The following is a 24,961-nucleotide window of genomic DNA, read 5'->3' as shown; positions in this document are numbered from 1 at the left end:
GATCCCCTAGGGGAGAACGGCCCGGACGTCATCCCGGAGGATCACCAGGGCTCGTCATTCCAGCTCATGGTCCTTTTCCCGCAGGGCCATTACGTTGAGCGCGTGTCCACTGCTGTCATCACGACGGACGGCCTCACCAAGAGGTTCCCCCGGGTCACCGCCCTCGACCAGCTCACCGTCGAGGTGCAGCCCGGGGTCGTCGGCCTGGTCGGAGCCAACGGGGCGGGCAAGTCCACGCTCATCAAGATCCTGCTCGGACTCGCCCCGGCGACCTCCGGCAGCGGCCAGGTCCTCGGCCTGGACATCGCCACCCAGGGCCCGCAGATCCGCGAACGGGTCGGCTACATGCCCGAGCACGACTGCCTGCCGCCGGACGTGTCCGCCACCGAGTTCGTGGTGCACATGGCCCGGATGGCGGGGCTGCCCGCCACCGCCGCCCGCGAACGCACCGCCGACATCCTGCGGCACGTCGGGCTGTACGAGGAGCGGTACCGGCCGATGGGCGGGTACTCGACCGGCATGAAGCAGCGGGTCAAGCTCGCCCAGGCGCTGGTGCACGACCCCCGGCTGGTGCTGCTGGACGAGCCCACCAACGGCCTCGACCCGGTCGGCCGCGACGAGATGCTGGCGCTGATCCGCCGGGTGCACAGCGACTTCGGCATCTCGGTGCTGGTCACCACCCACCTGCTGGGCGAGCTGGAGCGCACCTGCGACCACCTGGTGGTGATCGACGGTGGCAAGCTGCTCCGGTCCTCCTCCACCGCCTCCTTCACCGGGGCGACGGCCGTCCTCGCGGTCGAGGTCACCGACCTTCCGGAGGAGGCCGGCGACCGCCTGCCGGCGCCGGGCGCCGCCGTCCGCGAACGGCTGGCCGCCGCCGGCCTGTCCGTCCAGCAGGAGGGCTCGCACCTGCTCCTGGTCCGGCTGGCCGGCGACGACACGTACGACGTCATCCGCGACACCGTCGCCGACCTCGGCCTCGGCCTGGTCCGGCTGGAGCAGCGCCGCCACCGCGTCGCCGAGCTCTTCACCGGCGACGGCTCCGGCGACGCCTCCGGTGATGACTCCGGCGACGGCTCCGGCGGCGGAACCGATGCCGCGGACACCGACCGTCCCACCGACGAGAGGGGAGGGCCGGACGATGTCGCTGCCTCCTGAGACCAGGCCCGCCGACACCGGCGTCATCCACGACATCGGCTACCGCGGCTACTCCGGCCCCCGGCTCGGCCGCGGCTACGCCACCCGCTCGCTGTTCACCCAGAGCCTGCGCGCCGCGTACGGCCTCGGCCGCTCCGGCAAGTCCAAGGTGCTGCCGATGCTGGTGCTCGGTGTGGTGACCGTGCCCGCGGTGATCATCGTGGCGCTGGCGCTCACCACGCAGCGCCCCGAGCTGCCGGTCGAGTACCCGGGCTACCTGGCCTCGCTCAACCTGGTGATCTCGATCTTCCTCGCCTCCCAGGCGCCGGTGCTGCTCTCCCGGGACCTGCGGTACCACACCGTGCCGCTCTACTTCTCCCGCCCGATCACCCGCACCGACTACGTCCGGGCCAAGTTCGCGGCCATGGTCTGCGCCCAACTGCTGCTGATGGCGGCCCCGTTGCTGGTGCTGTACGTCGGTGCGCTGCTCGGCGGGATGGACTTCGGGGACAACACCCAGCAGTTCCTCCAGGGCCTGGCCACGGCCGCGCTGTACGCCCTGGTGCCGGGCTCGGTGGCGCTGGCGATCGCGGCGGCCACCCCGCGCCGGGGCTTCGGGGTGGCCGCGATCATGGGCTACCTGACGGTCAGCACCGCGGTGGCCGGCGTGCTGGTCGGCATCAGCCAGGCCGGTGCGCCCGGCGGCTCCGACTCCGCGCAGTGGGCGGCGCTGATCTCGCCCAACGGCCTGGTCGAGGCGCTGGCCAACGAGGTGTTCGACCTCGGGTACGGCCTGGACCGGCGGCACGCGCCCGGCGGGCTCGGGGTGACGGTCTTCGCGCTCGTCGCCGTGTTCCTGGTGGCCGGTTCGTACCGGCTGCTGCTGCGCCGCTACAGCCGCGTCTGATCAACCGCAGAATCCGAGAGAGGCGTCATGGCCACCATCACCATCGACAAGGTCTCCCGTTGGTTCGGGAACGTGGTCGCCGTCAACGACATCAGCATGACGATCGGCCCGGGCATCACCGGCCTGCTCGGCCCGAACGGCGCCGGCAAGTCGACGCTCATCCACATGATGAGCGGCTTCCTCGCGCCCTCCAGCGGGGCGGTCACCCTGGACGGCGCGCAGATCTGGCGCAACCAGGAGGTGTACCGGCAGATCGGACTGGTCCCCGAGCGGGAGTCGATGTACGACTACCTGACCGGCTGGGAGTTCGTGCTCGCCAACGCCGAACTGCACGGACTCCCCCACCCCGGCGCCGCCGCCAGGCGCGCGCTGGACCTGGTCGAGATGGCGTACGCCAAGGACCGCCGCACCGGCACCTACTCCAAGGGCATGAAGCAGCGGGTCAAGATGGCCTCCGCGCTGGTCCACGACCCGGCCGTGCTGCTGCTCGACGAGCCGTTCAACGGCATGGACCCGCGCCAGCGGATCCAGCTGATGGAGCTGCTGCGCCGGTTCGGCGCGGACGGCCGGACGGTGCTGTTCTCCTCCCACATCCTGGAGGAGGTCGAGCAGCTCGCCCGGCACATCGAGGTCATGGTGGCCGGCCGGCACGCCGCCTCCGGCGACTTCCGCCGGATCCGCCGGCTGATGACCGACCGCCCGCACCGCTACCTGGTCCGTTCCAGCGACGACCGCCGGCTGGCCGCCGCGCTGATCGCCGACGGCTCCACCAGCGGCATCGAGCTGGACGCCCGGGAGCAGGCGCTGCGGATCCAGGCGGTGAACTTCCAGGGCTTCACCACCCTGCTGCCCCGGGTCGCCCGGGACGCCGGCATCCGGCTGTACACCGTCTCCCCGGCCGACGAGTCGCTGGAGAGCGTCTTCTCGTACCTGGTCTCCGCGTGAGACCGGCCGCCGGCGCCTCCGCCGTCGAACTCCCCCACCGGACCCAGGAAAGGGCCGACCGACCATGAACCCGACCGTCGCCAGGCTGACCCTGCGCGGCCTGCTGGGCCGCCGCCGCGGCATCCTGCTGCTGGTGGTCCCCGCCCTCCTGCTGCTGGTCTCGGCCATCGCGAGCGGGACCGAGGGGAGCGAGCACACCCTGGCCACCAGGATCCTCGGCCAGCTGGACCTCGGCACCCTGGTGCCGATCCTCGGCCTGGTGGTCGGCACCGGCGTGATCGCCACCGAGATCGACGACGGCTCGATCGTCTACCTGCTGGCCAAGCCGCTGCCCCGCTGGCGGATCGTCACCACCAAGCTGGCCGTCGCGATCGGCACCACCTGGGTGCTCGCCGGCATCCCGACACTGCTCTGCGGCCTGCTGCTGATCGGCCGCGAGGACGGCATCGCGCTCGGCTACACGGTGGCCGCGCTGGCCTCCGGGGCCGCGTACAGCGCGCTGTTCCTGCTGCTCGGCGTGGTCACCCGGCACGCGGTGGTGGCCGGGCTCGGGTACGCACTGATCTGGGAGGCGCTGATCGGCAACTACGTCTCGGGTGCCCGGACGCTGAGCATCCAGCAGTGGGGCCGGGCGGTGGCCGAGACGGTCTCCGGCGCGGACCTGAGCGCCGAGGTCTCCGTCGGGGTGGCCGCCACGCTGCTGCTGACGGTCACCGTCGCGGCCGCCGTGCTCGCCTCGGTCAAGCTGGCCGGGCTGACCCTCGCAGCGGAGGAGTGAAGCCGCCCCTCGCAGCGGAGGAGTGAACCGGCGGGTCAGAGCGTCCGGTTGCGGCCCGCGCCCCAGCCGGCCGCGCCGACCACCACGACCAGCACCAGCATCAGCGCCAGCGTGGTCGTCCAGCCGCCGGTCAGCTGGTGCAGCGCACCCGCGCCGACCGGGCCGGCCGCGGCCACCAGGTAGCCGATCGCCTGCGACATCCCGCCCAGCTGGGCGGCGCCGGCCGCGCTGCCGGTGCGCAGCACGATGAACGCCAGGCCCAGGCCCAGCGAACCGCCCTGGGCGACGCCCAGGATCGCCGCCGACACCCAGGCACCGGACACCGGCGCCACCAGCAGCAGGGCGATGCCCAGCCCGTTCAGCCCGGCCATCACCACCGCCAGACCGCGCTGCCGGGTCATCCGGCCGGCCAGCAACGGCACCAGGAACGCCCCGGTCACCTGGAGCAGGTTGGAGAACGCGAAGACCAGACCGGCCTCGCCGCGGTCCATGCCGTGCTCGGCCAGGATCGTCGGCATCCAGGCGACCAGGATGTAGACCAGCAGCGACGAGATGCCCATGAAGAGGCTGATCTGCCAGGCCAGCGGCGAGCGCCAGATCCCCTCGATCGGCTTCTCGAGGGACGCGCCGGCAAGCGGGTGGGACGCGCCAGACCGGCCCGCGACGGGCTTGGTGGCCGACCGCTCCTGCCGGGCCCGCAGCACCTGCGGCAGCCAGGCCACGCCCGCCACCAGGGCCAGCACCGACCAGGCGCCCAGCGAGGCCTGCCAGCCGCCGCCGAGGGCGTGCTCCAGCGGCACCGACAGCCCGGCCGCCATGGTCGCGCCGACCAGCATGGTGGTCGAGTAGACGCCGGTCATCACGGCCGCGCGGTCCGGGAACTCGCGCTTCACCAGACCCGGCATCGAGACGTTCAGGACGGCGATGGCCACGCCGATCCACACGCACCCCGCGTACAGCGCCGCCACCGAGGGCAGCACCCGCAGCAGCACGCCCGCGCCCAGCAGCAGCACCGCGCCCAGCACCACCCGCTCGGTGCCGAACCGCCGGGTCAGCCGGGGGGTGAGCGGCGCGCCGACGCCCTGGAACAGCACCGGCACGGTGGTGATCAGCCCGCTGGCCGTCGCCGAGAGGCCGAAGGCCCGCTGGATCTCGCCGACCATCGGCGACACCGCCGCCAGGCAGGCGCGCATGTTCAGGGCGACCAGCAGGATGCCGGCCAGCAGCAGGGCCGGGTGGGCCAGCCGGGTCCGGAGCGGCAGCGGGGAGGTGGCGGACGCGGAGGAGGAGGTGACAACCGGCTGGTGGGCACGGGTGACGGCCATGGGTGTGCGGTTCTTTCGTGAATCGAGGAGGGCGCGGACGGGCGGAAGCGGGGCCTGCGCCGTCCTACTTCCGGGCCGCGATGGCCGCGAGGAGCTGCTCGACGGCCGCGGTCGGCCCGGCGAGCAGCTCACGACACGCCGTCTCGGCGCGGTCCGGGTCGCCGCTCTCGATCGCGTCGACCAGCGCCGCGTGGGTGGCCACGACCACCTCGGGCATGTCGTGGTCGCCGAAGGCCGTCCGCATCGACTCGCGCACCGAGGCGCCGAAGTAGCGGTACACCTCGGCGAGCGCCGGGTTGTGCGCGGCCTCGACGACGGCGGTGTGGAACTCCAGGTCGTGCTCGACGGTGGCCTCGCGGCCGGTCCGCTCGGGGTGCGCCGCGATCACCTCGGCCTCGCGGGCCAGCGCGGCCCGCATCCGGGCGATGTCCTCGGGGGTGTGCCGCAGCGCGGCCAGCCGGGCGCCCTCGGCCTCCAGCGCCGCGCGGACCTCCAGGACGTCCCGGACGCCCGAGCGCTGCACGCCCCGCAGGACGGCGGCCGGGTCGCTGGTGCTGCGGACGAAGGTGCCCTCGCCCTGCCGGGAGACCAGCATGCCGGCGTGCACCAGCACCCGGATCGCCTCCCGGACGGTGTTCCGGCCCACCTGGAGCCGCTCGGCGAGCTCGTGCTCGGTCGGGATCTTCGACCCCACCGGCCAGGCCCCGGCCGCCAACTGCTCCCGCAGCTGGTCGATCGCGGTGTCCACCAGGGAGCGCCGCCCGGCCGCCTGGAGGCTGCTGCCGTCGCTGGTCATGCCGGTCCTCCCTCCGCTGGTCGTCCTCGCCGGTCGTCGGTCATCCTACAACTACTTGCCCGGTCATCCTACAACCGGCCCCCGGCGGCGCGTCGCCGCCGGAGAGGGTTACGGAGCGGGCGTCGGCGTGAAGCCCTCGGTCTTGTCGGGGACGGGGGTCCGGGTCTTGGAGCCGCAGGCGGTCGGGAGCAGGTGGTAGACCGCGCTGTGCTCGCGATCCGGGTCCAGGACGGCCCGGCAGTAGGCCGTCGCCGTGCGGCCGTCGTCGGTGATCCGGACCGAGAAGTCGATCGGGCCGGGCGATCCCGTGGTGGGACGGCCGGGCGGGGCGACCAGCCAGTCGAGGGTCAGCCCGTCGCCGCCGCCGATCGTGGTCGGCGGCGGCGACGGCTTGGCCGGGGTCTGGAGCGTCCAGCCGGGCGGCAGCTGGGGCTCGGCCACCTGGATCGACAGGTCGTGGGCGAAGGTGTTCTTGATCCGGAGCCGGACGGGCGCCGGGGCGGTGTCCGACACGGTGCCGTCGGGGGCGAGGCTCAGCGCCGTCGAGTCGGCCGTCCAGACCCGGACGCGCTTGATGCCGTAGGCGTTCTGCTGGTCGGGGTTGCCGGGGAGCACCACCCGGACGGCGTCGGTGGTGACCGGGGTGGGGAGCCGGACGTCCCGGCCCGACGGGGCGCTCTGGGCCAGCGGCTTCCAGTCGGCGCCGAGCCGGTAGTCCAGCCGGTAGGCCGCCGGGGGCCTGATGGTCGCCTTGAAGTACCCCGGCGAGTTCACCGGGACGAAGGCCGGGCTCAGCTCCCCCCAGGCGAACTCGACCGTCACCCGGGTGACCGGGACCGGCCCGCCGAGGTCGACGGCCAGCCAGTTCTCGTGGGCGCTGCTGGCGAAGGTGGTCCAGTAACGCTCGGCTTCCTTCAGAGAGGCCGGCTCGACCAGGACCAGGTCGGGTTCGAGCGCCACCTCGTTGTGCGGCGTGTACACGTAGCCAGCCGAGGCGTGCGGGTTCCAGGAGAGGGCGCGGGTGGCGTCGGCGGCGTCGATCTCCCGGGTGGACTTGTCCAGCCGGTGGAACTGCCGGTCGATCGCCGTCCAGATCCCACCCGGGTCGAACGACGGCAGCGGGGTGAACACCGGGAGCACCAGCACCGCGGCCAGGGCGGCGGACAGCAGGGCGCGGCTGGCGCGCAGGGAGACCGGGTTGCCGTGGCGGCGGCCGGCCGGGATCCAGCCGTCGGGGCGGCGGGTGGGGTAGTCGAGGCCGACGTCGGTGAGCAGGTCCAGCCGGGGCGAGGACTTGGCGCCGGCTGCCCGGTGGGCGCGGTGCAGCCGGCGGGAGAGCCGGGTGGAGGCGCTGGGGCGGTGCACCGGCGGGCGGGGCAGCCGGCGGCGTTCGGCGGGGCGGCCGCCGGCCCAGAGCAGCAGGCGGGCGAGCGGACGGGGATCGTCCGGCTCGCCCGCACCGCCCACGGCGCCGTACCGCACCCGGGCGCCGCTCTGCCCGAGCAGGGAGTGCAGGTTGCTCGCGTAGTGGCCCAGCCAGTCGCTGATCTGGTCGGGGGCGGTGCCGAGCGGGGCGAGCTCGGCGGGCAGCCGTTCGGGGCGGTCGAGGAGCAGGACGATGCGGCGGGTGCGGCGGCGGGCCGGCTCCTTGAGTTTGAGCAGCACCCGGCCGAGGGTGTCCGGGGAGTCCTCGCCGAGCGGCCGGGCGGGGCCGCCGCCGGCGCGCCGGACGTCCTCGATCGCCAGCGGGTCGAGGACGAGGACGACCCCGTCCGCGTGGTCGAGCAGGCCCGCGTGGTCGATCCGGTCCTGGTCGGTGTAGACGTCGCCCTTGGGGGCGAGCACGGCGAGCAGGGTGGCGCGGCCGCGCAGCCCGGTGAGTTCGGCGGTCCGGCCGGCGGGTTCGTCGGTGCGGAAGTGGCCGCCCGATGCGGCGGCGAGGTCGTCGAGCTGGTCGAGGGCCAGGGCCTGGACGGCGCTCCGGTCGGCGCTCGGGCCGCCGGCGATGACCACGGTGCGGATCCGGTTGCGGGCCCAGCGGCGGGGCAGTCGGCGGGTGCAGTGCGGGCAGTGGGCGTCGAGCCGGTGGGCGCCGAAGAGCGGCGAGGCGGGCAGCCGGGCGCCGCAGCGGCAGGCCCGGCGGATCAGTCCGTAGCGGCCGGAGCGCAGGTCGCGGTGCTCCTGGCCGCAGGCCGGGCAGCGGTGCACGGGCCGGCGGACCAGCTGCTCGCAACCGGGGTGCGGGCAGCGGGTGGAGCCCCGCGGGAGCAGCTGGTGGGCCCGGTCGGCGACGACCACCGCGATCCGGGCGAGCTGCCACCCGGCCCAGAGCAGCAGGACGGCCGGGAGGTGGGCGAGCAGGGCGACGGCCCGCAGCAGGACGGCGAACGGCACGGTGAGCCGGAGCATCAGGAACGCGACCGGGTAGCCGAGCGCGCACCAGTTGGCGCGCCGGCCGCCGCGGAACCAGTGGTCGAGCCGGAGCAGGAAGGCCCGCCGGTGTTCGGTCTGCTCGGCGCGGAACCAGCGCCACTCCCGGCCGAGGTCGTCCCAGAGCCCACGGCGGAAGTGCGCCAGGTACGCGGGGTCGGCGCCGAGCTCGGGCCGGTCGGTGACGGGGAGCCAGAGCAGGCCGACGAGCTGGTACAGGGTCAGCAGGACCAGTTCGGCGGGGAACGCCAGCAGCGCGAGGACGCCGGTGAGCAGCTGGCACAGGAGCAGCGCCGGTGCCCAGACCGGGAACAGCAGCACGACCAGGATCCGGATGAGCACCCGCTGCCCGGTGGGCTCGGGGGAGTGCGGCACGCTCACCCCTCGCCGCGGCCGCTGAACCAGCCGCGGCTCCGGCCGGACCGCCCGGGCCGCTCGGCCGGCGTGGGCGAGTCGGCGGTCGGCTCCGCCGGCTGCTCCGGGAGCGGGCTGAGCAACCGGCGCAGGGCCCGGGTGACCTCGGTGGTGTCGAGGCCGGGGTGCTCCCGGTGCAGCTTCAGGAGGGAGCCGACGGCGCGGTCCAGGGCGGGCTCGGCCGCGCCCTGGAAGCCGACGGAGAACACCCGGACGGCGGTGCGCGGCACGGCCGACCAGGCCTCCGGCGGCTGGGGCGGACCGGACACCAGCTGTACGCAGGTGGGCCGGTCGAGGGCGAGGTGGTACAGCTCGGGGCAGGTCTCCAGGGCGTCCAGCACCCCGTGGAAGACCGCCCAGCGGTACGCCTCCGGCAGCTCGGCACCGGGCCCCTCGCCGGGCGCGGGCCGGGCCGCCGGGGGGAGCAGGCCGAGCGCCGGGCCGAGCGGCGCGGGGGCGGCGGCCAGCCGGTGCCGGGTGGCCGAGCGGATCTCGGCGGGCGCCGGACCGTACCCGGTGGCCTGGAGGGCGTCGAGGTCGTGCAGCAGCTCGCCGAGCACGGTGCCGTCCGCCCGGCGCGGTCCGGGGGTGTGCAGTCGGGCGGCCAGGGCGCGCTGGGCGAGCGGTTTGAACTCCGGGTAGCGCTGGGCGAGTTCGACGGCGAGCCGGTGGTCGATGCCGGGCGGGGCGGGCTCCCGGGCGAGGGCGGCCCGGAGGGCGTCGGGCAGCGGTTCGCCGCGCGCGGCGGTGCGGTCGAGCAGGGCGGTCAGGGCGGCGTGGTCGGCGGGGTCGAGGGCGCCGTGGGCGAGCTCGCCGCGGGCGGCGGCGACCAGCGCGCAGGCGCCCTGCAGGGCGGTGACCGCCTGGTCGGGCCGGTCGCGGGTGCTGCCGGTGAGCTCCCAGAGTTCGGCGACGCCGTCCAGCAGGTCGACGTCCCCGCTCACCCAGGCCCGGGCGAGCAGCCGGGCGGCGAGGCCGGGCCGGGTGCCGGTGTCCTCGCCGGCGCCGTCCCACTCGGCGGTGTCGATCAGCAGGGCGGGACCGCGGCCGCGGTCGCGCTGCCAGACCTCCGGGACGGTGCCGGCCAGGTGGTGCCGGGCCTCGCCCGGGCGGTCGGTGTAGGTGGTGAAGGAGAGTTCGGCGGCGAGCGGGGCGGGCAGCGCGTAGGAGACGGCGGCGATCCAGGCGGCGGTCCGGTCGGCGTCGGCGGAGACCAGCGCGATCGGCCGGTCCCGGTCGGGCCGGCGCAGCCGGTCGAGGACGGCGGAGAGCAGGTCGGTCAGCGGGCCGACGCAACGCGCCGCGGCGGCCCGGAAGCCCTCGGCGACCCGGTCGGGGGCGACGGCCGGGCCGGGCGGGAGCTCACGGAGGTCGGGCAGGGCGGTGCCGTCCGGGGCGGCCGCGCCGGCCCAGAGCGGGGAGCGCCAGAGTTCGACCGGCCGCAGCCCGGCCAGCTCCTCGGGCAGGGCGTGCACGGCGTGGCCGAAGTAGTTGCCCCAGCGGCCGGTGTAGTCCTGGCCGGTGTAGCGGCACTGGGCGAGGACGGCGGCGTCCGGCAGCCGGCGGTAGCTGAACGCGAGCGGGAAGGCGGCGATGTCCTGCGGGGTCGGGGCGCTCGGCGCACCGGGCGGCGGCCCGTACCCGAGCAGCGGGGTGAGCGCGCCCAGCGCCGGGTGGGCGGTGGGTGACACGGCGGTGAAGCGGAATCCGGCCTGGGTGCTGCCGGGCTGCGGCGGAGCGGAGGTGAAGTGTGCCTGGCCGGCCATGGCCTTCAGCCCTTTCCTCGGTCGAGCATCCCGAATTTGTGCAGGAGCCAGATCAGCGGGTCCTCGATCCGGTGCGGCCGGATGCCGCCCGGGTCGATCGCCTCGCCGCGCGGTGCGGTGCCGAGCATGGAGATGCCGAACAGCTGGTAGTCGGCGCAGTAGTGGTCGAGTTCGCGGCTCACGCCGTCGGCCTGCCACTGGTCGAGCCGGGCGCGCAGTTCGGTGTGCACGGCCTCCCGGTCGTCCGCGTCGAAGCGCGCGCCGGCCGGACGCTCGCGGCGCAGCGGGGAGTTGTCCTCGATGCCGGTCAGCAGCAGGTCGAGTTTGGTGATGGCGACGGCGATCGGCAGCCTGAGCTTGCGGTTGGGCTTCACGTCGTGCACGGCCGTGAGGTGGCGCAGCACCCGGCTGAGCACGTCGGTGGAGGCGCCGCCGCTGACGGCCCGGCCGGGGCCGGCCGGACCGGCGGTGCCGGGCAGGTCCTGCGGGTCGAGCAGCAGCACCAGGGCGTCGGCCTCGGCGAGGTACCGGGCCTCCCGTTCGACCTGGTCGTCGCTGCCGTAGTGCTCGCCGGCCGCGTCCAGGAAGACCAGGGTGAGGGTGGCGTGCTTCTGGCCGAACAGGCCGCGGCGGCGGCGCTTGAGCTGGTAGACCAGTGGGCGCCCGGCCACGCTGTGCCGGTTGAGCCGGGTGTCGGTCTTGCGGACGGTGCGGTGCTCGTCGAACAGGACGCGCCCGTAGCCCTCCTCGTACTGGATGACGGTGTTGTCGTCGCAGGGCTGGAGCGCGGCGTCGAGCTCCTTGCCGACGCCGTGCCGCAGCTCGTGCACCAGCACGCCGATGTAGGTGGACTTGCCGGAGTTGGGCGGCCCGACCAGGGCGACCAGGGTGCCGGGCTGTTCCAGGTAGCCGGAGGGCAGCAGGTCCCCGCAGTGGGCGCAGAGCCGCCGGCTGGTGACCCGCCCGCAGCTCCCGCAGCCCGCCCGGTCGGCCCTGGGGTCGGTGGCGACGGGCGGTTCGCCGCCGCGGCAGGCCGGGGTGGCGCACTCGAACCGGGTGTCGGCGTGGGTGATCCGCCGGAAGCAGTGCGGGCAGACGCATTTCCGGGCCACGGGCCTCACTTCACCTTCAACGTGCGGGCGGCCGGGTCGCGCAGCACCACGCCGCCGCCGGTCGCGAAGCATCTGAGCCAGTAGCCGCCGCGGTGGGCCGGGGCGGCGACGGACAGTTCGACGGGGGTGCCGGGCGGGAGCTCGACGTCGCGCAGTTCGCCGAGCGCGGTGCCCTCCTCGGGCCGCAGCGGCCAGCCGGGGCCGGTGCCGAGGACCAGGACGATCCGGTCGGCGCGCAGCCCGGCGGGGGCGTCCGGCGGGGCGGTGAGGACGGCGGTGATCCGGCGCCGGCCCGGCAGGCCGGTGCGGGTCACGGTGTAGTCGACGTCGATCCGGGCCGGCAGCTCCACGGTGCTCGGCGGGCCGAGCACCCTGCGCCGGTCGACGGTGGCCACCGCCCGGGCCTCGATCCGCAGCGCGCGCCCGTCCGGGGCGGGCAGCCGGACGCCGCCGTGGTGCAGGTAGTCGCCGCGGGTGACGACCTGGGTCCGGGGCGGTTCGCCGGCCGGGGACCAGCCGAGTTCGATCGTGTCGACCTCGTGGGCGGGCCAGTCGAGGGCGAGCAGGACCTCGCCGCTGCGCCGGGTCGCGGTCAGCCGGCCGAGGCCGGGCAGGGCGAGGACGGGCTGGTGGTCGCCGATGACGGCGTCCTCGCCCGCGACGGTGACGGCCAGGACGACGGCCCGGCCGCCGGGCGCGGTGAAGCCGAGGCCGCCGTCCCGCTCCGGGCGGGCGTCGACGCTGCGGGCGGCGGCCCGGACCCGGGCCACCGGCAGCCGGTGGCCGGCCGGCCAGGGCGGCTCGCGGTCCAGCAGGTACAGCTCGACGGTGCCGCTGCGCGGCCGGGCGAAGTGGGCGACCAGCCGGCCGGGCTGGCCGGGCTGGGCCCGGACGGTCAGCGCGCCCACCGGGCTGGGCGGTGCGCTGGGGACGGCGGTGAGCCGCAGGCCGGCGGTGGCCGCGCGGGCACCGTCCGGGCCGCGGTAGACGGCGCGGATCCGGTAGCCGTACGCGGTGGCGTTGCTGAGGCCGGTGTCGGTGAAGCCGTCCCGCCCGGCCGGCACCGGGACGCCGCCGGGATCGCGGGTGACCTGCACCGACTCCGCCTCGGGCGGGCAGCTCCAGCGGGCGGTGACCACGCCGCTCCCGGCCCGCAGCCCGGCGCCGGACACCTCGGGCCGGTGGAAGACCGGCGGGGAGACCGCCAGCCGGGACGGCTGCCCGTTCGGCTCGGCCGCGCGGCGGACCGAAACCCCGTAGTGGAGGAGGGCGTTGACGGGCGGGTCGGGGTCGCGCAGGCTGTCCGCGCCGGGGGCGGGCGGCGGCAGCTCGGTGCCGTCCCGCTCGGTGCGCGGCGGCCGTCCGACGGTGCGGACGATCCGGTACACCGGCTCGCCGGCGGTGGACGGGGTGGGCCGCCAGCCGACCAGGACGCCCGCCCCGTCGGGGTGCGCGGTGACGGACGGCACCGGGTGCGGCGGCAGGGCGCGCCGCAGGTCGTCGACGCCGGGCAGGTCCTTGACGGCGGCTTCGATCTCGTCGAGCAGGTACCAGGCCCGGTCGGGGTCGGTGCCGCGGATCCGCTCCGCCTGCCGCCGTTTGGCGAGCGCCCGGTCCAGTTCGGCGCCCAGGTGGTCGCGCAGCTGCTCGGCCTCGGGCGGCAGGGTCCCGGCGGGGGCCCGGCGGGCGGTCTCGACCGCGGCGGTGAGCCGCCCGGCGGCGGCCAGCCGGCGCAGTTCGGCCAGGACCGGGTCCTCCCGGTCGGGGTGCTCGTGCAGGACGGCGAAGACCAGCCGGCGGGCGTCGCCGCGGTCGAGGCCGAGCCCGTCGACGGCGTGGCCGAGCAGTTCGGGGCCGGTGCTGCGGCTGGTGCGGCGCCGGCGCAGGGCCGTGAGCAGCTCGTACCGCAGGGCGGCGGCCAGCCCGTCCGGACCCTGTTCGCGCAGCACCTGGCGGGCGGCGGCGACGACGGTCTCGGCGGCGGTCAGCACGGCGCCGTGCGGCTGCCGGCCCCAGGCGTGCGCGGCCCGGTCGACCACCGCGGTGTCGGTCCGGGGCGGGGCGAAGTAGCGGACCGGCCCGGCGCAGCGGCCGCCGGTGGTGGCGGTCTCCAGGAAGTCGGCCAGGTGGCGGAGCTTCAGGATCTCCAGCTGCCGGGCGACCGGCGCGTACGCGGGGTGCGGCGGTTCGACGGGCAGGGTCTCGGGCTCCGCGAGGGTGATCCCGGAGCCGTCGAGCAGGGCCCGGAGCGCGTCCGGGGTGGAGTCGTGGGCGCGGGCCAGTTCGGCGAGGGCGGCGGGGGCGAGCAGGCCGAGACCGTCGGCGGCCTGCTCCAGCGCGGCCCGCAGCCGGGCCCGGGCGGTGTTCTCGGCGCTGTCCTGGCTGGCCAGTTCGGCCCGCAGCGGCCCGAGGTCACCGCCGGCGGCGGCGTCCAGGACGGGCCGCAGCGCGACGTCCGCGGCGCGCAGTTCGGTGATCACCGGCTTGTACTTGAGCCGCGAGTACAGCCGCGCCCAGCAGGCCCGGACGGCCGCCACGGTGGTGGCGACCTCCTCAGCGGTCAGCCGTTCGGGCAGCTGGTAGCGCCACCGCAGGTTGTCCCGGACGGGTAACCCGGCGTCCAGGACCTCGCGGCGGTAGCGCTGTTCGTCGAAGGCCATCGGTGCGTTCCGGTCGGGCTCAGCTGATCCGGACCCGGCTGAGGTGGGCGCGGGCGTCGTCGACCTGCTGGTCCGTCATCCCGGTCGTGATCTGGACCGAGATGTGCAGCTCCTCGCCGGTCTCCCGCTCGATCGCGACCACCGACAGCAGACCGGAGACGCTGAGTGTGTACGTCACCTGGATCGGCCAGTTGGCGGGCTTGCCGGGCGGGATGGTGAGGTTCCCCTCGGCCACCGACACGTTGTGCGCGAGCTCGGCGGACTCGACCGCGCCGGCCTGCTCGTGGACCTGGACGTGCACCCCGGTCTGGTTGGGCCGGATGGTGTAGAAGTCCTCGGTCCGGGAGGCCGGCAGGCTGTCGTTGGCGTGCACCAGGTGGTAGATCGAGGAGACCTCGGTCTCCGGGTCGTGGACCAGGATGCCGTAGCCGCGCGAGGCGACCGTGGCGATCTCCAGCGGCGGCCGCTGGGAGATCGGGCCGAGGTCGGGCACCTCGGGCGGCGGGCCGTCCAGCTCGGCGCCGCTCTCGACGATGAACCGGGCCCGGTCCAGGGCGTACAGCGCGGCGCCGCGGGCCACCGCCAGGTCGGGGTTGTGCAGCCTGGCCTCGAAGCCGAACTCCTCCGCCAGCCGCCGGGCGACGGCCGGCATCTTGGCCGAGCCACCGACCAGGAGCGCGTCGTCGAACCGGACGACGCCCCGGCTGCGGGCCAACTCCACGGTGCGGCGGGTCAGTTCGATGGTGCGGTCGAGCAGGTCGGCGGTCAGCTCCTCGAACACCGCCCGGGTCAGCTCGACACTGTGGACCAGGCCCTGGTGCATCACCCGGACGGTGTAGCTCTCCCGGAAGGAGAGCGCCTGCTTGGCGGCCTCGGCGTCCTTGCGCAGCTGGGTCTCGCTCTGCGCGTCGGAGAGCGGGCTGCCGGCGTCGGGGTGGGCGCGCAGGAACTCGTCCACCAGGTGCAGCACGATCCGGTCGTCCCAGTCGGCGCCGCCCAGCTCCTTGGAGCCGTCGGTGCAGACGACGGTGAGCCGGTTGCCGTCCAGGGTCAGCACGGTGGTGTCGAAGGTGCCGCCGCCCAGGTCGTAGACCAGGACGGCGCGTTCGCCGTCGGCCGGGTCGAGGGCGCCGTAGTCGAGGGCGGCGGCGATCGGCTCGGCCACCACGTCCAGCACGCGCAGTCCGGCGATCTGCCCGGCCCGGCGGGTGGCCTCCCGCTCGGCGAGGCCGAAGTACGCGGGCACGGTGATGACCACGTCCAGCACCTCGTGGCCGCCGGACACCTGGGCGTCCGATCCCAGCTTGCGCAGGATCCGGGCGGAGATCTCCTCGGGGGTGAACTCCCGCCCGTGGAAGGAGCGGACGACGCCCTCGCTGCCCATGTCGCGCTTGATCAGCGAGACCACGTGCTCGGGGTCGACCACGGCGGCGTCCTTGGCGCTCTGGCCGACCACGGTGGAGTCCGGGCCCTCGAAGTACACCACCGAGGGGGTGGTGTCCGTCCCCTCCAGGTTCCGCAGCACGGTGGGGCGGCCGACGTCGTCGATGCACGCGATGCAGGAGTAGGTGGTGCCGAGGTCGATGCCGTACACGGCCATGGCTGTCTGTCCCCCTCTGTGGGCGCTCTGGCTCTCCGGGCTCGGGTTGACGTGTCGTCAGGACGCCGAAGGCGCCCGGCCCGGTTCGCCGTCGGCCGGTGGTTCACTCCAACGGGCCACCACGACTTCGGACTTGCGGACGATCCGGTCGTCCTGCCGGAATCCGGCGGCGCGCACCTCGGTGACGCTGCCGTCCTGTTCGGGTGCGGCGGCCGCCACCCGTCCGACCGCGCGGTGCAGTTGGTGGTCGAACCCGGTGCCCGGCACGGGATCGTAGCGGTCGACCCCGGTGGTGGCCAGCGTCTCCGCCGCCTCCTGCGCCAACGCCTCCAGCAGCGCGCGGAGTTCGGGGAGGTTGAGCGGGGCGTCCAACTGCCGGGCCTGGACGGTGATCCGGTCGTGCAGCCGGATCAGGCCGTGCCGGACGAGGTCGACCGCGGCGGCGATCTCGCCCCGGCGCAGCCGCTGGTTCTCGTCGTGCAGCCGGGTGATGATCTCCTCGCGGCGGGCGGCCTGTTCGGTCTGGGCCGCGAGGCTGCGGCCGAGCGCCCGGACGGCCTCGTGCAGCTCGGCGGGCCCGGTGGCCTCCGGCGGCGTCTCGTCCATGGCGGTCCCCCCGTGTGCGCGCCGACGTGCCGACCCGTGGGTGATCGGCGCGCTTACTCTGGCACAGCGGGGGCGGGCCCGGGGGTCATTCGCCCAAGAATCAGTGCCCCAGGGCCTGTCTCAGCGGGCCGGGTAGAGCCGTTCCAGGACGGCGGCCACGCCGTCCTCGTCGTTGCTCGCGGTGACCTCGTCGGCGACCGCGAGCAGTTCCTCGTGGGCGTTGGCCATCGCCACGCCGTGCGCGGCCCAGGCGAACATCGGTATGTCGTTGGGCATGTCGCCGAAGGCGATGGTGTCGGCGGCGCGCACGCCCAGGCGGCGGGCGGCGACGGCCAGCCCGGTGGCCTTGGACAGGCCCAGCGGCAGCAGCTCGACCACGCCGGGCCCGGCCATCACGACGCCGACCAGGCCTCCGGCGGCGTGGCGGGCGGCCTCGGCGAGCGCGTCGTCGGTGAGGCGGGGGTGCTGGATGTAGAGCTTGGCGACCGGGGAGTCGAGCAGCTCGAAGCGCTCGACCCGGACCACCGGGAGGTCGGAGCCGATCTGCAGCTCGTACCCGGGCCCGGCCAGCACCTGGCCGTCCAGCCCGTCCTGGTTGGCGGCGACGGCCAGCGGGCCGGTCTCGGCCTCGATCTTCTCGATGGCGAGCGCGGCGAGCCGGCGGTCCAGGGTGAGCGAGGTGAGCAGCTTGTGGGCACCGGCGTCGTACACCTGGGCGCCCTGGCCGCAGACGGCTATCCCGGTGTACCCGATCTCGTCGAGGACCGGGCGGGCCCAGACCGCCGAGCGGCCGGTGACGACGATGTGCAGCGCGCCCGCCTCGACGGCCGTGGCCAGGGCGGCGCGGGTGCGCTCGGAGACGGTCTCCGCGCTGGTCAGCAGCGTGCCGTCGAGGTCGGTGGCGACCAGCCGGTAGGGCAGGTCGCCACCGCTCGGGGCGGCACCGGGGGAGACGGGGCTGGGGCTGGTGGTGCTCATGGGCCGGACGTCTCCCGGGAGTCGCGGGTGGTGCGGTGGTGCTGGGGTCGGCTGACCCGGCTGGGGCTACTTGACCGGTTCGAGGACGGCCCGCCCGCCGAGGAACGGCCGCAGCGCCTCGGGCACGACCACCGAGCCGTCGGCCTGCTGGTGGTTCTCCAGGATCGCCACGATGGTGCGCGGGACGGCGACCAGGGTGCCGTTCAGGGTGGCGAGCGGGCGGGTCCTGCCCTCCTCGCGCATCCGGATGGCCAGTCGGCGGGCCTGGTACTCGGTGGTGTTCGAGGTCGAGGTGACCTCGCGGTACTTGCCCTGGGTGGGGATCCAGGCCTCGATGTCGAACTTGCGCGCCGCCGAGGCGCCGAGGTCGCCGGAGGCGACGTCGATCACCCGGTACGGCAGCTCCAGCGCGTTGAGGAAGTCCTTCTCCCACTGGAGCAGGCGGCGGTGCTCGTTCTCGGCGTCCTCGGGCGTGGTGAAGACGAACATCTCCACCTTCTCGAACTGGTGGACGCGGATGATGCCGCGGGTGTCCTTGCCGTAGGTGCCGGCCTCGCGGCGGAAGCAGGACGAGTAGCCGGCGTAGCGAAGCGGCAGCTTCTCGGCGTCGATGATCTCGTCCATGTGGTACGCGGCCAGCGGGACCTCGCTGGTGCCGACCAGGTACCGGTCGTCCTCCGCCAGGTGGTACACGTTCTCGGCGGCCTGGCCGAGGAAGCCGGTGCCGTCCATGGCGGCCGGGCGGACCAGGGTCGGGGTGATCATCGGGATGAAGCCCGCGGCGGTGGCCTGGGCGATCGCCATGTTGACCAGGGCGAGCTCCAGCAGCGCGCCGACGCCGGTCAGGTAGTAGGACCGGGCACCGGCGACCTTGGCGCCGCGCTCGGTGTCGATCGCGCCCAGGATCTGGCCGAGCTCGACGTGGTCGCGGGGCTCGAAGCCCTCGGCGGCGAAGTCGCGCGGGGTGCCGATCTCCTCCAGGGTGACGAAGTCCTCCTCGCCGCCGACCGGGGCGGCCGGGTCGATGAGGTTCGCCAGCGAGCGGAGCAGGCGCTCGGCCTCCTCCTTGGCCGCACCCTGCTCGGCGTCCGCGGCCTTGACCTCGGCGGCCAGCTCCTTGGTGCGTTGCAGCAGGGCGGTCTTCTCCTCGCCCTTGGCCTGGGCGACCTGCTTGCCGAGCGTCCGCTGCTCGCTGCGCAGTTCGTCGAAGCGGCTGCCCGAGGACCGGCGCCGCTCGTCGGCGGAGAGGAGGGCGTCGACCAGGTCGACGTCCTCGCCACGGACGCGCTGCGAGGCGCGCACTCGGTCAGGGTCCTCACGGAGCAGGCGAAGGTCAATCACGGGCCCAAGCCTACCGGGCGGGCGCTCGTCCACCGGTACCGGTTTTCCCCTGGGGATAACTCACCACAGCCTGTGGATAACTTTTCGGGGGAGCGGCGCGGTGTGAGGTTATCCACAGGCGCGGCTCCGGGGCTGTGGATCCCTGGGGGCGGCAGGCCGCCGCTCACCGAAACCAGGGAATTGAGGTTTCAAACCTCATTTGACCTTCTCGGGTGAGGGAATTGAAGCACTCGGACGGGTGATTTGCTGGCAAGCGGGTGACTCTGGTCCGATTAGTCATCTCTGCGACGCAAACCGATGATCCGACCGATCTGTGCAGTGGCTATACCGGTTTGTCGACTCGTCCCCAGGCCTGTGGATAACTCTCGGCTGTGGACAGTGGGCGGCCCTGTGGACAGCGGCCCGGCATCGAGGTGGGCCTGTGGACAGCGGGTGCGGTCACTCGCCGTGGTTGGGTGGACCGGTCGAAAACAGTCGCAAAAGGACGGGAAAACGAAAGTCGGCGGTCAGATGTCCGCGCGCCCGTCGAGGCACCGGGAGAGCCAGTCGGCCGCCGCGGCGAAATCGGCGTCCGAGGTCCCCGGCCGCCGGTGCGTGGACACCTGCTGGTCCGCCCGCGGATAGGAGCCGAGGAACCGCACCTGCGGACAGATCCGCTTGAGCCCCATCAGCGCCTCGGCCACCCGGCGCTCGGACAGGTGCCCCTCGCAGTCGATCAGGAAGCAGTAGCTGCCCAGCCCCTCGCCGGTCGGCCGGGACTCGATCCGCATCAGGTTGATCCCGCGCACCGCGAACTCCTGGAGCAGCTCCAGCAGCGCACCCGGGTGGTCGTCCGGCAGCCAGACCACCATCGAGGTCTTGTCCGCGCCGGTCGGCGAGGAGACCCGCCCCGGCCGGCCGACCAGGACGAAGCGGGTGGTCGCGTTCTGCGCGTCCGCGATCTCCTTGACCAGTGGGTCCAGCCCGTAGATCGGCGCCGCGAACTCACCCGCGAACGCCCCGTCGTACCGGCCCTCGGCGACCAGCCGGGCGCCGTCCGCGTTGGAGGCGGCCGCCTCCCACCGGGCGTCCGGCAGGTTGGCCGCCAGCCAGCGGCGCACCTGCGGCTGGGCCACCGGGTGGCTGGTCACCGTCTTGATCCCGGACAGCTCGGTGCCCGGCCGCACCAGCAGCGCGAAGGAGATCGGCAGCAGCACCTCGCGGTAGATCATCAGCGGCGCCCCGGAGGCCAGTTCGTCACTGGTCGCGGTCACCGCGCCCTCGACCGAGTTCTCGATCGGGACGAACGCGCCCGAGGCCTCCCCGCCGCGCACCGCGTCCAGCACCAGCGGCACCGAGGCCAGCGGCACCAGCTCCCGGGTCGCCGCCTCCGGCAGGGTGCGCAGCGCCGCCTCGGTGAAGGTGCCCGCCGGGCCGAGGTAGGTGTAGCGGGTGGCGGACATGGTGGCGCCTCCAGACGGAGCGGAAGGGTCTTACCGAAGCAGTCACCATAACCACTCGGTTCACCGTCCATGAAAGCGTTTCAGTGGACGGAACGGGCGTGCGCGCGGGCCTCAGCCCTCCAGGAGCTGCTGGCCGAGGTAGCCCCCGGCCGGCACCCCCGGGGGCACCGCGTACAGGCCGCCGGCCTCGTGCCGCAGGAAGCGGGAGAGGCCGTCGCCCCGGGAGAGCTTGCGCTGCACCGGGGTGAACCCCTTGCGCGGGTCGGTCTGGAAGGCGAGGAAGAGCAGCCCGGCGTCCGGCGCGCCGTCCGGCAGCAGGCCGTCGTGGTACGAGAAGCCGCGCCGCAGCATCGCGGCCCCGCCGTTGGCGGCCGGGGCGGCGACCCGGACGTGCGCGTCGGCGGGGATCGCCAGGGCGCCGTCGGGGCCCTGCGCGGCCAGGTCCACCGGCGTGTGCTCCGCCGCTCCGGGGGGCGCGGACAGCGGTGCGCCGTCCGCCTTGCGCCGTCCGATCACCCGCTCCTGCCGGTCCACCGGCAGCGCCTCCCAGCTGTCCAGCAGCATCCGGATCCGCCGGTAGACCAGGTACGAGCCGCCGGCCAGCCAGGCCGGCTGGTCGCCTCCGGCGGCGCAGAAGACCTTGGCGGCGAAGCCGTCCTCGGTGGGCTTCGGGTTGTTGGTGCCGTCGATCTGGCCCATCAGGTTGCGTCCGGTCACCGGCCGCGCGGTGGCGCCGGGCGTCCGGGCGAAGCCGGCCGTCTGCCAGCGCAGCGCCGCCGTGCCGGCCGCCAGCCGTTGCAGCACCCGCAGCGCGTGCACCGCGACCAGGGCGTCGTCGGCGCCGATCTGGACGAACAGGTCGCCGTCGCCGCGGGCCGGGTCGAGCGCGTCGGCGGGGAAGGCGGGCAGCGGTTCGAGCGCGGCCGGCCGGCGGTCGGCCAGCCCGGCCTTGTCGAACAGGGCGGCGCCGAAGCCGACGGTGAGGGTGAGCGAGCAGGGGCCGGCGTCCAGGGCGACCTGGTTCTCGAACTCCTCGGCCGGCTCCCCCGCGGTCAGCCGCTCGGCCGCCCCGGTCCAGCGCTTCAGCAGCGCGCGCAGCCCGTCCCGGCCGGCGCCCTCGGCCAGGTCGAAGGCGGCCAGCTGGACCCGGGCCTGCTGCGGGTCGAGGATGCCGGCCTGGTGCTCGCCGTGGAACGCCACCCGGGCCGCGCCGAGCGCCCCGCCGGGGGCGGCGGCGGGCGTGCCGCCGGGGCCGCGGTCCAGGGCGACCGCCCCGGCGACCCCGGCGCCGGCCCCGGCCAGCAGCCCGGCGCCGGCGGTGCCGAGCAGGGCCCGGCGGGTGAAGCCGCCGCGGTCGGGCGCTTCGTCGTGGTTCATCGCGGTCAGCCGATCTTGAGCTGCTGGGTGGGGGTGGTCTGGTCGATGTCGGAGGAGCGGATCTGCACCGACACCACCCAGTTCCCGGCCAGCGGCAGCTGTGCGGTGCCGCTCCAGCGGCCGGTGCCCTCCGGGGTGAGTGCCACCGGCAGCGGGCCGAGGTCGCGGTCCGGCAGGGTGAAGGCGAGCTCGACCTCGGGGACCTCGACCGGCCGGCCGTCCGCGCCGTCCAGCTTGAGGTGCACCTCGTTGGGGCCGGTCCGGGCCGGGTTGAGGGTGACGGTCGCGGTGCCCTTGGCGTTCGGCGTCCGGCCCTTGGTGTCGTACGGGAGCTTGAGCTCCAGGGTGCGGCCCGGCTCGGTCTGCGCGGCGGGCGCGCCCCCGCCCGCCGGGGCCGGGGCCGGGGCGGCGGCGCCCGCCCGGACCTCGCTCGCGACCCGCCCGGGCGGCGAGTTGGTGAGCATCGTGGTGACCGCCAGCACGGCGACCGCGACCAGCGCCTCCACCAGCACCGAGCGGCGCAGCCCGGCCCGGGTCGGGGTCAGTCCGCGGTCGCGCCCGGCGCTCTCCCGGGCCGCCCGCTGGCGGGCCAGCTGGGCCTGCCGCACCCGGTCCTCGGCGGGTGCCGGGGCCGGCTCCTCGGCGTGCGCGGCGACCGCGACCGGCTCCGGCAGCTCGGCCGGTTCGACCTCCGCCGCCTCGGCCGGGGCGGCCCGCAGCCGGGCCAGCCAGGAGCGGGAGATCCAGGCGACGCCGAGCATCGCGACCACGCAGCCGGTCTTCACCAGCAGCAGCCGCCCGTACTCGGTGCCGGTCAGTGCGCCCCAGCTGCCGAGGCCGCGCCAGGACTGGTAGAGCCCGGTGGCGGTCAGCACCGCCACCGCGCCGAAGGCGATCCGGGAGAAGCGGTCGACGACCTCCGCGCCGACGCCCGCGCGCAGCGCGACCAGCAGGGCCGCCAGGCCGCCCAGCCACAGGGCCATCGCGATCAGGTGCAGCATGCCGAGCGGCAGCGCCAGCCAGACCTGGATGCCCACCGCGGCGTGGTCGGCGCCGACCCAGGTCGCGGCGAGGGCGACCGCCAGCACCAGCCCGGCGACGCCGAGGCCGAGCCGGGCCTCGCGCTGCGGCCGTTCGGCGGCGCGCTGCTCCAGCTCCCGCAGCTCGGCGGCCTCCTCGTCCCCGCCGTCGTCGGCCGTCGTCGGCTTCGCGGTCGGTTGAGCGGCGGGCTGCGTCGTCGGCTGCCCCAGCTGGCCGACCAGCAGCGACAGGAACACCCCGCCCGCCGCGAGCAGCAGCAGCCGGGCGGCCAGCGCGGTGCCGATCCGCTCGTCCAGGGTGGCGCGCACCAGCGACAGGTCGAAGGCCTGCCCGATCCCCGAGCCGCGCTCGTACGGACCGCGCAGCATCAGCACCGCGACGGTGGAGACCAGCAGCCCCACCCAGCCGGTCATCAGCAGCCGCTGCACCGGTCGCCGGGTGGCCCCGCCGGGCCAGCAGACCAGCACGAACGCGGCAGCTCCGGCGAGCAGCGCGAACGCCGCGTACGCGACGGTGCGCCCGGTGCCGTAGAGGGTGGCGACCAGGCCGTCGGCCTTGGCGCCCTGGAGCGCGGTGGCGGACACCGAGGTGTCCGAGGGCGCGCCGATGGAGAAGGTGAAGGCGCCGCCGATCGGGTGCGAGTCCTCCGAGACGGCGCGCCAGGCCACCGTGTACGTGCCGTTGGCGAGGCCGCCGGTCAGGCCGACCCGGGCGGTGTTGGCCCGGCCGTCGGCGTGCCCCGGGTTGCCGGCGTCCACCGCCCGGCCGGCCGGGTCGAGCACCCGGACGGAGTCGGCGGACAGCGAGACGGACTCGCTGAAGGTCAGCGTGACCGCCTGCGGCGCGGCGGCGACCACCGAGTTCTGGTGCGGGTCGGTGGACTCCAGGGTGGCGTGCGCGGCGGCCGGTCCGGCCCCGGCGAGCATCAGCGCGAGCAGTGCGCCGAGCACCCCGAGCGCACCGGCGATCCGGCGGGCGGCGGTCCGGTGGACGGCCGCCCGGCGGTGGGCGGTCCGGTGGTGGGAGGCCTTCTCCATGCTGGCGGGTCCCCTCGTCTCAGCTCTGGTCGGGGCGGTACGTGAGCTCCTTGACCGGCACCCTGACCGCGATGGTGCCGGACTTGGCGAAGGTCAGGTCGAGTTCCAGCTCGTCGCCGAGGGCGGGGGCCTTCTGCCAACCCATGATCATCAGATGGGTGCCGCCCCGGGCGAACCGCAACGCGCCGTGCGCGGGCACGTCCAGCCGGTCGACCTGCTCCATGCTGGACGGGGTCGAGCGGTGCATGGTGATCGACTCGGCGCCCGGGCTGCTCACCTTGACCAGCTGGTCCTGCCCGCCGTCGTTGCGGACGGTCAGGTAGCCGGCCGCCATGCCGCCGGCCGGCGGCAGCGGGATGTAGGAGTCGGCGACGCTCAGCCGGGCCGGTCCGTCGCCGGCGGCGCCGTCCTGACCGCCCGCCCCGCAGGCGACCAGGATGGCGCCGCCGCCCAGGGCCGTCGCCAGGACGGCACCCGTGAGCGCCGTCCGCCGGAAGCCGAGCGGCGCGCGGCCGATGCCCCCCTTCATGCCGCGACCCCCTTGGCCAGCAGCGGCAGGTCGTGCTCGTACGTCTTCTCCTCGGTGCCGCTGAGGTAGAGCACGTGCGCCTTGTCGTCGGACGGGAGGAAGGCCAGCACCTGCGCGCCGTGGGTGGAGGTGACGGTGCCGTCCGGGTTGACCACCGGATCCTCGATCATGATGCCGAGGGACTTCGCGGCCGTCTTCACCTTGGCCAGGTCACCGGTGAGGCCTATGAAGTCGCTGCCCATCGAGTCCAGCCAGGTGCGCAGCACCTTGGGGGTGTCGCGCTGCGGATCGGTGGAGACGAAGACGACGTTGATCTTCTTGCGGTCCTCGGCGGAGAGGGCCTTCATCGCCACGCCGATGTCGCCCATGGTGGTCGGGCAGACGTCCGGGCAGCTGGTGTAGCCGAAGAACAGCAGGGTGGCCTTGCCGTTGGTCTGCTGCCGCAGGTCGTACGGCTGTCCCGAGGTGTCGGTCAGCTGGAGGTCCGGCTTCTCGAAGTTCTTGCTGAGCTTGGTGCCCTGGTACGGCGAGTCCTGCTTCTGCTGGACGACCTTGGCGGGGCCCGGGCCGCCGCCGGAGGATCCGCAGGCGGTCAGGGTCAGCGCGGCGGCCAGTGCGACGGCGGCCGCGCCGACCAGGCGGGTGGTCCCGCTGCGCCGCAGCAACGTCGACACCGACCAGATCATCCCGGCGCACTGGCTGAAGAAGGTCACCCGGTCCGGCTTCGAGGGCGGCCTGTT

At 74.9% G+C, this 24,961-nt stretch carries 19 protein-coding genes and 1 pseudogene; 5 read left to right on the top strand and 15 right to left on the bottom strand.

The genetic code is table 11. The features are described from left to right. Positions 1-66 precede the first annotated feature (66 nt). The 4 genes from ABTY15_RS27640 to ABTY15_RS27625 all read left to right on the top strand — a co-directional run bounded on the left by ABTY15_RS27640 (position 67) and on the right by ABTY15_RS27625 (position 3,767). Positions 67-1,158, top strand: a complete 1,092-nt coding sequence (locus ABTY15_RS27640; protein ID WP_502893604.1) for an ABC transporter ATP-binding protein — start codon at positions 67-69, stop codon at positions 1,156-1,158. After that, positions 1,142-2,044, top strand: a complete 903-nt coding sequence (locus ABTY15_RS27635; RefSeq protein ID WP_350601095.1) for an ABC transporter permease — start codon at positions 1,142-1,144, stop codon at positions 2,042-2,044. Before ABTY15_RS27640 ends, ABTY15_RS27635 begins: the two co-directional genes overlap by 17 nt. Before the next feature lie 27 nt (positions 2,045-2,071). Beyond that, positions 2,072-2,989: an ABC transporter ATP-binding protein gene (locus ABTY15_RS27630; protein WP_350601093.1), complete on the top strand. Its 918-nt coding sequence runs from the start codon at positions 2,072-2,074 to the stop codon at positions 2,987-2,989. A 64-nt stretch (positions 2,990-3,053) separates the two neighbouring features. Continuing rightward, the gene (locus tag ABTY15_RS27625) at positions 3,054-3,767 is read left to right on the top strand and encodes an ABC transporter permease (protein ID WP_350601089.1); all 714 of its coding nucleotides are present in this window, start codon (positions 3,054-3,056) and stop codon (positions 3,765-3,767) included. Between the two features lie 35 nt (positions 3,768-3,802). Here ABTY15_RS27625 and ABTY15_RS27620 read toward each other — a convergent pair whose 3' ends face one another. From ABTY15_RS27620 to ABTY15_RS27550, 15 genes are all read right to left on the bottom strand, one after another. After that, entirely contained in the window at positions 3,803-5,092 is a 1,290-nt protein-coding gene (locus tag ABTY15_RS27620) for a CynX/NimT family MFS transporter (RefSeq protein ID WP_350601086.1), read from the bottom strand. Between the two features lie 64 nt (positions 5,093-5,156). After that, positions 5,157-5,888: a FadR/GntR family transcriptional regulator gene (locus ABTY15_RS27615; RefSeq protein WP_350601083.1), complete on the bottom strand. Its 732-nt coding sequence runs from the start codon at positions 5,886-5,888 to the stop codon at positions 5,157-5,159. 108 nt (positions 5,889-5,996) lie between these two features. Continuing rightward, the gene (locus tag ABTY15_RS27610; RefSeq protein WP_350601081.1) at positions 5,997-8,693 is read right to left on the bottom strand and encodes a discoidin domain-containing protein; all 2,697 of its coding nucleotides are present in this window, start codon (positions 8,691-8,693) and stop codon (positions 5,997-5,999) included. A gap of 2 nt (positions 8,694-8,695) precedes the next feature. Beyond that, a complete protein-coding gene (locus ABTY15_RS27605) occupies positions 8,696-10,498 on the bottom strand; it encodes a GAP1-N2 domain-containing protein (RefSeq protein ID WP_350601078.1) in 1,803 nt (600 codons plus the stop codon). 5 nt (positions 10,499-10,503) lie between these two features. After that, positions 10,504-11,610 (bottom strand): TRAFAC clade GTPase domain-containing protein, encoded by a 1,107-nt coding sequence (locus tag ABTY15_RS27600; RefSeq protein WP_350601076.1) that lies wholly within the window; start codon positions 11,608-11,610, stop codon positions 10,504-10,506. Between the two features lie 5 nt (positions 11,611-11,615). Then, a complete protein-coding gene (locus ABTY15_RS27595; protein ID WP_350601073.1) occupies positions 11,616-14,270 on the bottom strand; it encodes a hypothetical protein in 2,655 nt (884 codons plus the stop codon). 19 nt (positions 14,271-14,289) lie between these two features. Beyond that, positions 14,290-15,870 carry an Hsp70 family protein gene (locus tag ABTY15_RS27590; RefSeq protein WP_350601070.1) on the bottom strand — a complete coding sequence of 527 codons (1,581 nt, stop codon included), beginning with the start codon at positions 15,868-15,870 and terminating at the stop codon, positions 14,290-14,292. A gap of 57 nt (positions 15,871-15,927) precedes the next feature. Further along, positions 15,928-16,476 carry a nucleotide exchange factor GrpE gene (grpE, locus tag ABTY15_RS27585; RefSeq protein WP_350601067.1) on the bottom strand — a complete coding sequence of 183 codons (549 nt, stop codon included), beginning with the start codon at positions 16,474-16,476 and terminating at the stop codon, positions 15,928-15,930. 120 nt (positions 16,477-16,596) lie between these two features. Beyond that, positions 16,597-17,454, bottom strand: a complete 858-nt coding sequence (locus ABTY15_RS27580) for an HAD family hydrolase (protein WP_350601064.1) — start codon at positions 17,452-17,454, stop codon at positions 16,597-16,599. Between the two features lie 66 nt (positions 17,455-17,520). Continuing rightward, entirely contained in the window at positions 17,521-18,795 is a 1,275-nt protein-coding gene (gene serS / locus ABTY15_RS27575; protein ID WP_350601061.1) for a serine--tRNA ligase, read from the bottom strand. A 506-nt stretch (positions 18,796-19,301) separates the two neighbouring features. After that, positions 19,302-20,237 (bottom strand): prephenate dehydratase, encoded by a 936-nt coding sequence (gene pheA / locus ABTY15_RS27570; protein ID WP_350601059.1) that lies wholly within the window; start codon positions 20,235-20,237, stop codon positions 19,302-19,304. A gap of 111 nt (positions 20,238-20,348) precedes the next feature. Then, positions 20,349-21,614, bottom strand: a complete 1,266-nt coding sequence (efeB, locus tag ABTY15_RS27565; protein WP_350601057.1) for an iron uptake transporter deferrochelatase/peroxidase subunit — start codon at positions 21,612-21,614, stop codon at positions 20,349-20,351. Between the two features lie 5 nt (positions 21,615-21,619). Then, entirely contained in the window at positions 21,620-23,692 is a 2,073-nt protein-coding gene (locus ABTY15_RS27560; protein WP_350601054.1) for a copper resistance CopC/CopD family protein, read from the bottom strand. A gap of 19 nt (positions 23,693-23,711) precedes the next feature. Beyond that, positions 23,712-24,221, bottom strand: a complete 510-nt coding sequence (locus ABTY15_RS27555; protein WP_350601052.1) for a copper chaperone PCu(A)C — start codon at positions 24,219-24,221, stop codon at positions 23,712-23,714. Next, positions 24,218-24,907, bottom strand: coding sequence for an SCO family protein (locus ABTY15_RS27550; RefSeq protein WP_350601049.1), 690 nt, complete (start codon positions 24,905-24,907; stop codon positions 24,218-24,220). The genes ABTY15_RS27555 and ABTY15_RS27550 overlap by 4 nt, the downstream gene beginning before the upstream one ends. Between ABTY15_RS27550 and ABTY15_RS27545 the strand changes: the two are divergent. Next, positions 24,864-24,961 (top strand): annotated as a pseudogene (locus ABTY15_RS27545) (3-isopropylmalate dehydratase small subunit); the annotation flags it as partial. The gene ABTY15_RS27550 and the pseudogene ABTY15_RS27545 sit on opposite strands and share 44 nt — an antisense overlap.

Origin of the sequence: Kitasatospora sp. NPDC097643, assembly GCF_040302625.1 — a bacterium.
GTDB lineage: Bacteria > Actinomycetota > Actinomycetes > Streptomycetales > Streptomycetaceae > Kitasatospora.
This window is presented reverse-complemented; position numbering and strand designations above follow the sequence as displayed.

What these genes read in the sequence shown, in the direction of transcription:
- ABTY15_RS27640 (WP_502893604.1), top strand. Translation starts at nt 67, where the DNA reads ATGGTCCTTTTCCCGCAGGGCCATTACGTTGAGCGCGTGTCCACTGCT.
- ABTY15_RS27635 (WP_350601095.1), top strand. Translation starts at nt 1,142, where the DNA reads ATGTCGCTGCCTCCTGAGACCAGGCCCGCCGACACCGGCGTCATCCAC.
- ABTY15_RS27630 (WP_350601093.1), top strand. Translation starts at nt 2,072, where the DNA reads ATGGCCACCATCACCATCGACAAGGTCTCCCGTTGGTTCGGGAACGTG.
- ABTY15_RS27625 (WP_350601089.1), top strand. Translation starts at nt 3,054, where the DNA reads ATGAACCCGACCGTCGCCAGGCTGACCCTGCGCGGCCTGCTGGGCCGC.
- ABTY15_RS27620 (WP_350601086.1), bottom strand. Translation starts at nt 5,092, where the DNA reads ATGGCCGTCACCCGTGCCCACCAGCCGGTTGTCACCTCCTCCTCCGCG.
- ABTY15_RS27615 (WP_350601083.1), bottom strand. Translation starts at nt 5,888, where the DNA reads ATGACCAGCGACGGCAGCAGCCTCCAGGCGGCCGGGCGGCGCTCCCTG.
- ABTY15_RS27605 (WP_350601078.1), bottom strand. Translation starts at nt 10,498, where the DNA reads ATGGCCGGCCAGGCACACTTCACCTCCGCTCCGCCGCAGCCCGGCAGC.
- ABTY15_RS27595 (WP_350601073.1), bottom strand. Translation starts at nt 14,270, where the DNA reads ATGGCCTTCGACGAACAGCGCTACCGCCGCGAGGTCCTGGACGCCGGG.
- ABTY15_RS27590 (WP_350601070.1), bottom strand. Translation starts at nt 15,870, where the DNA reads ATGGCCGTGTACGGCATCGACCTCGGCACCACCTACTCCTGCATCGCG.
- grpE (WP_350601067.1), bottom strand. Translation starts at nt 16,476, where the DNA reads ATGGACGAGACGCCGCCGGAGGCCACCGGGCCCGCCGAGCTGCACGAG.
- ABTY15_RS27580 (WP_350601064.1), bottom strand. Translation starts at nt 17,454, where the DNA reads ATGAGCACCACCAGCCCCAGCCCCGTCTCCCCCGGTGCCGCCCCGAGC.
- pheA (WP_350601059.1), bottom strand. Translation starts at nt 20,237, where the DNA reads ATGTCCGCCACCCGCTACACCTACCTCGGCCCGGCGGGCACCTTCACC.
- efeB (WP_350601057.1), bottom strand. Translation starts at nt 21,614, where the DNA reads ATGAACCACGACGAAGCGCCCGACCGCGGCGGCTTCACCCGCCGGGCC.
- ABTY15_RS27560 (WP_350601054.1), bottom strand. Translation starts at nt 23,692, where the DNA reads ATGGAGAAGGCCTCCCACCACCGGACCGCCCACCGCCGGGCGGCCGTC.
- ABTY15_RS27555 (WP_350601052.1), bottom strand. Translation starts at nt 24,221, where the DNA reads ATGAAGGGGGGCATCGGCCGCGCGCCGCTCGGCTTCCGGCGGACGGCG.
- ABTY15_RS27550 (WP_350601049.1), bottom strand. Translation starts at nt 24,907, where the DNA reads ATGATCTGGTCGGTGTCGACGTTGCTGCGGCGCAGCGGGACCACCCGC.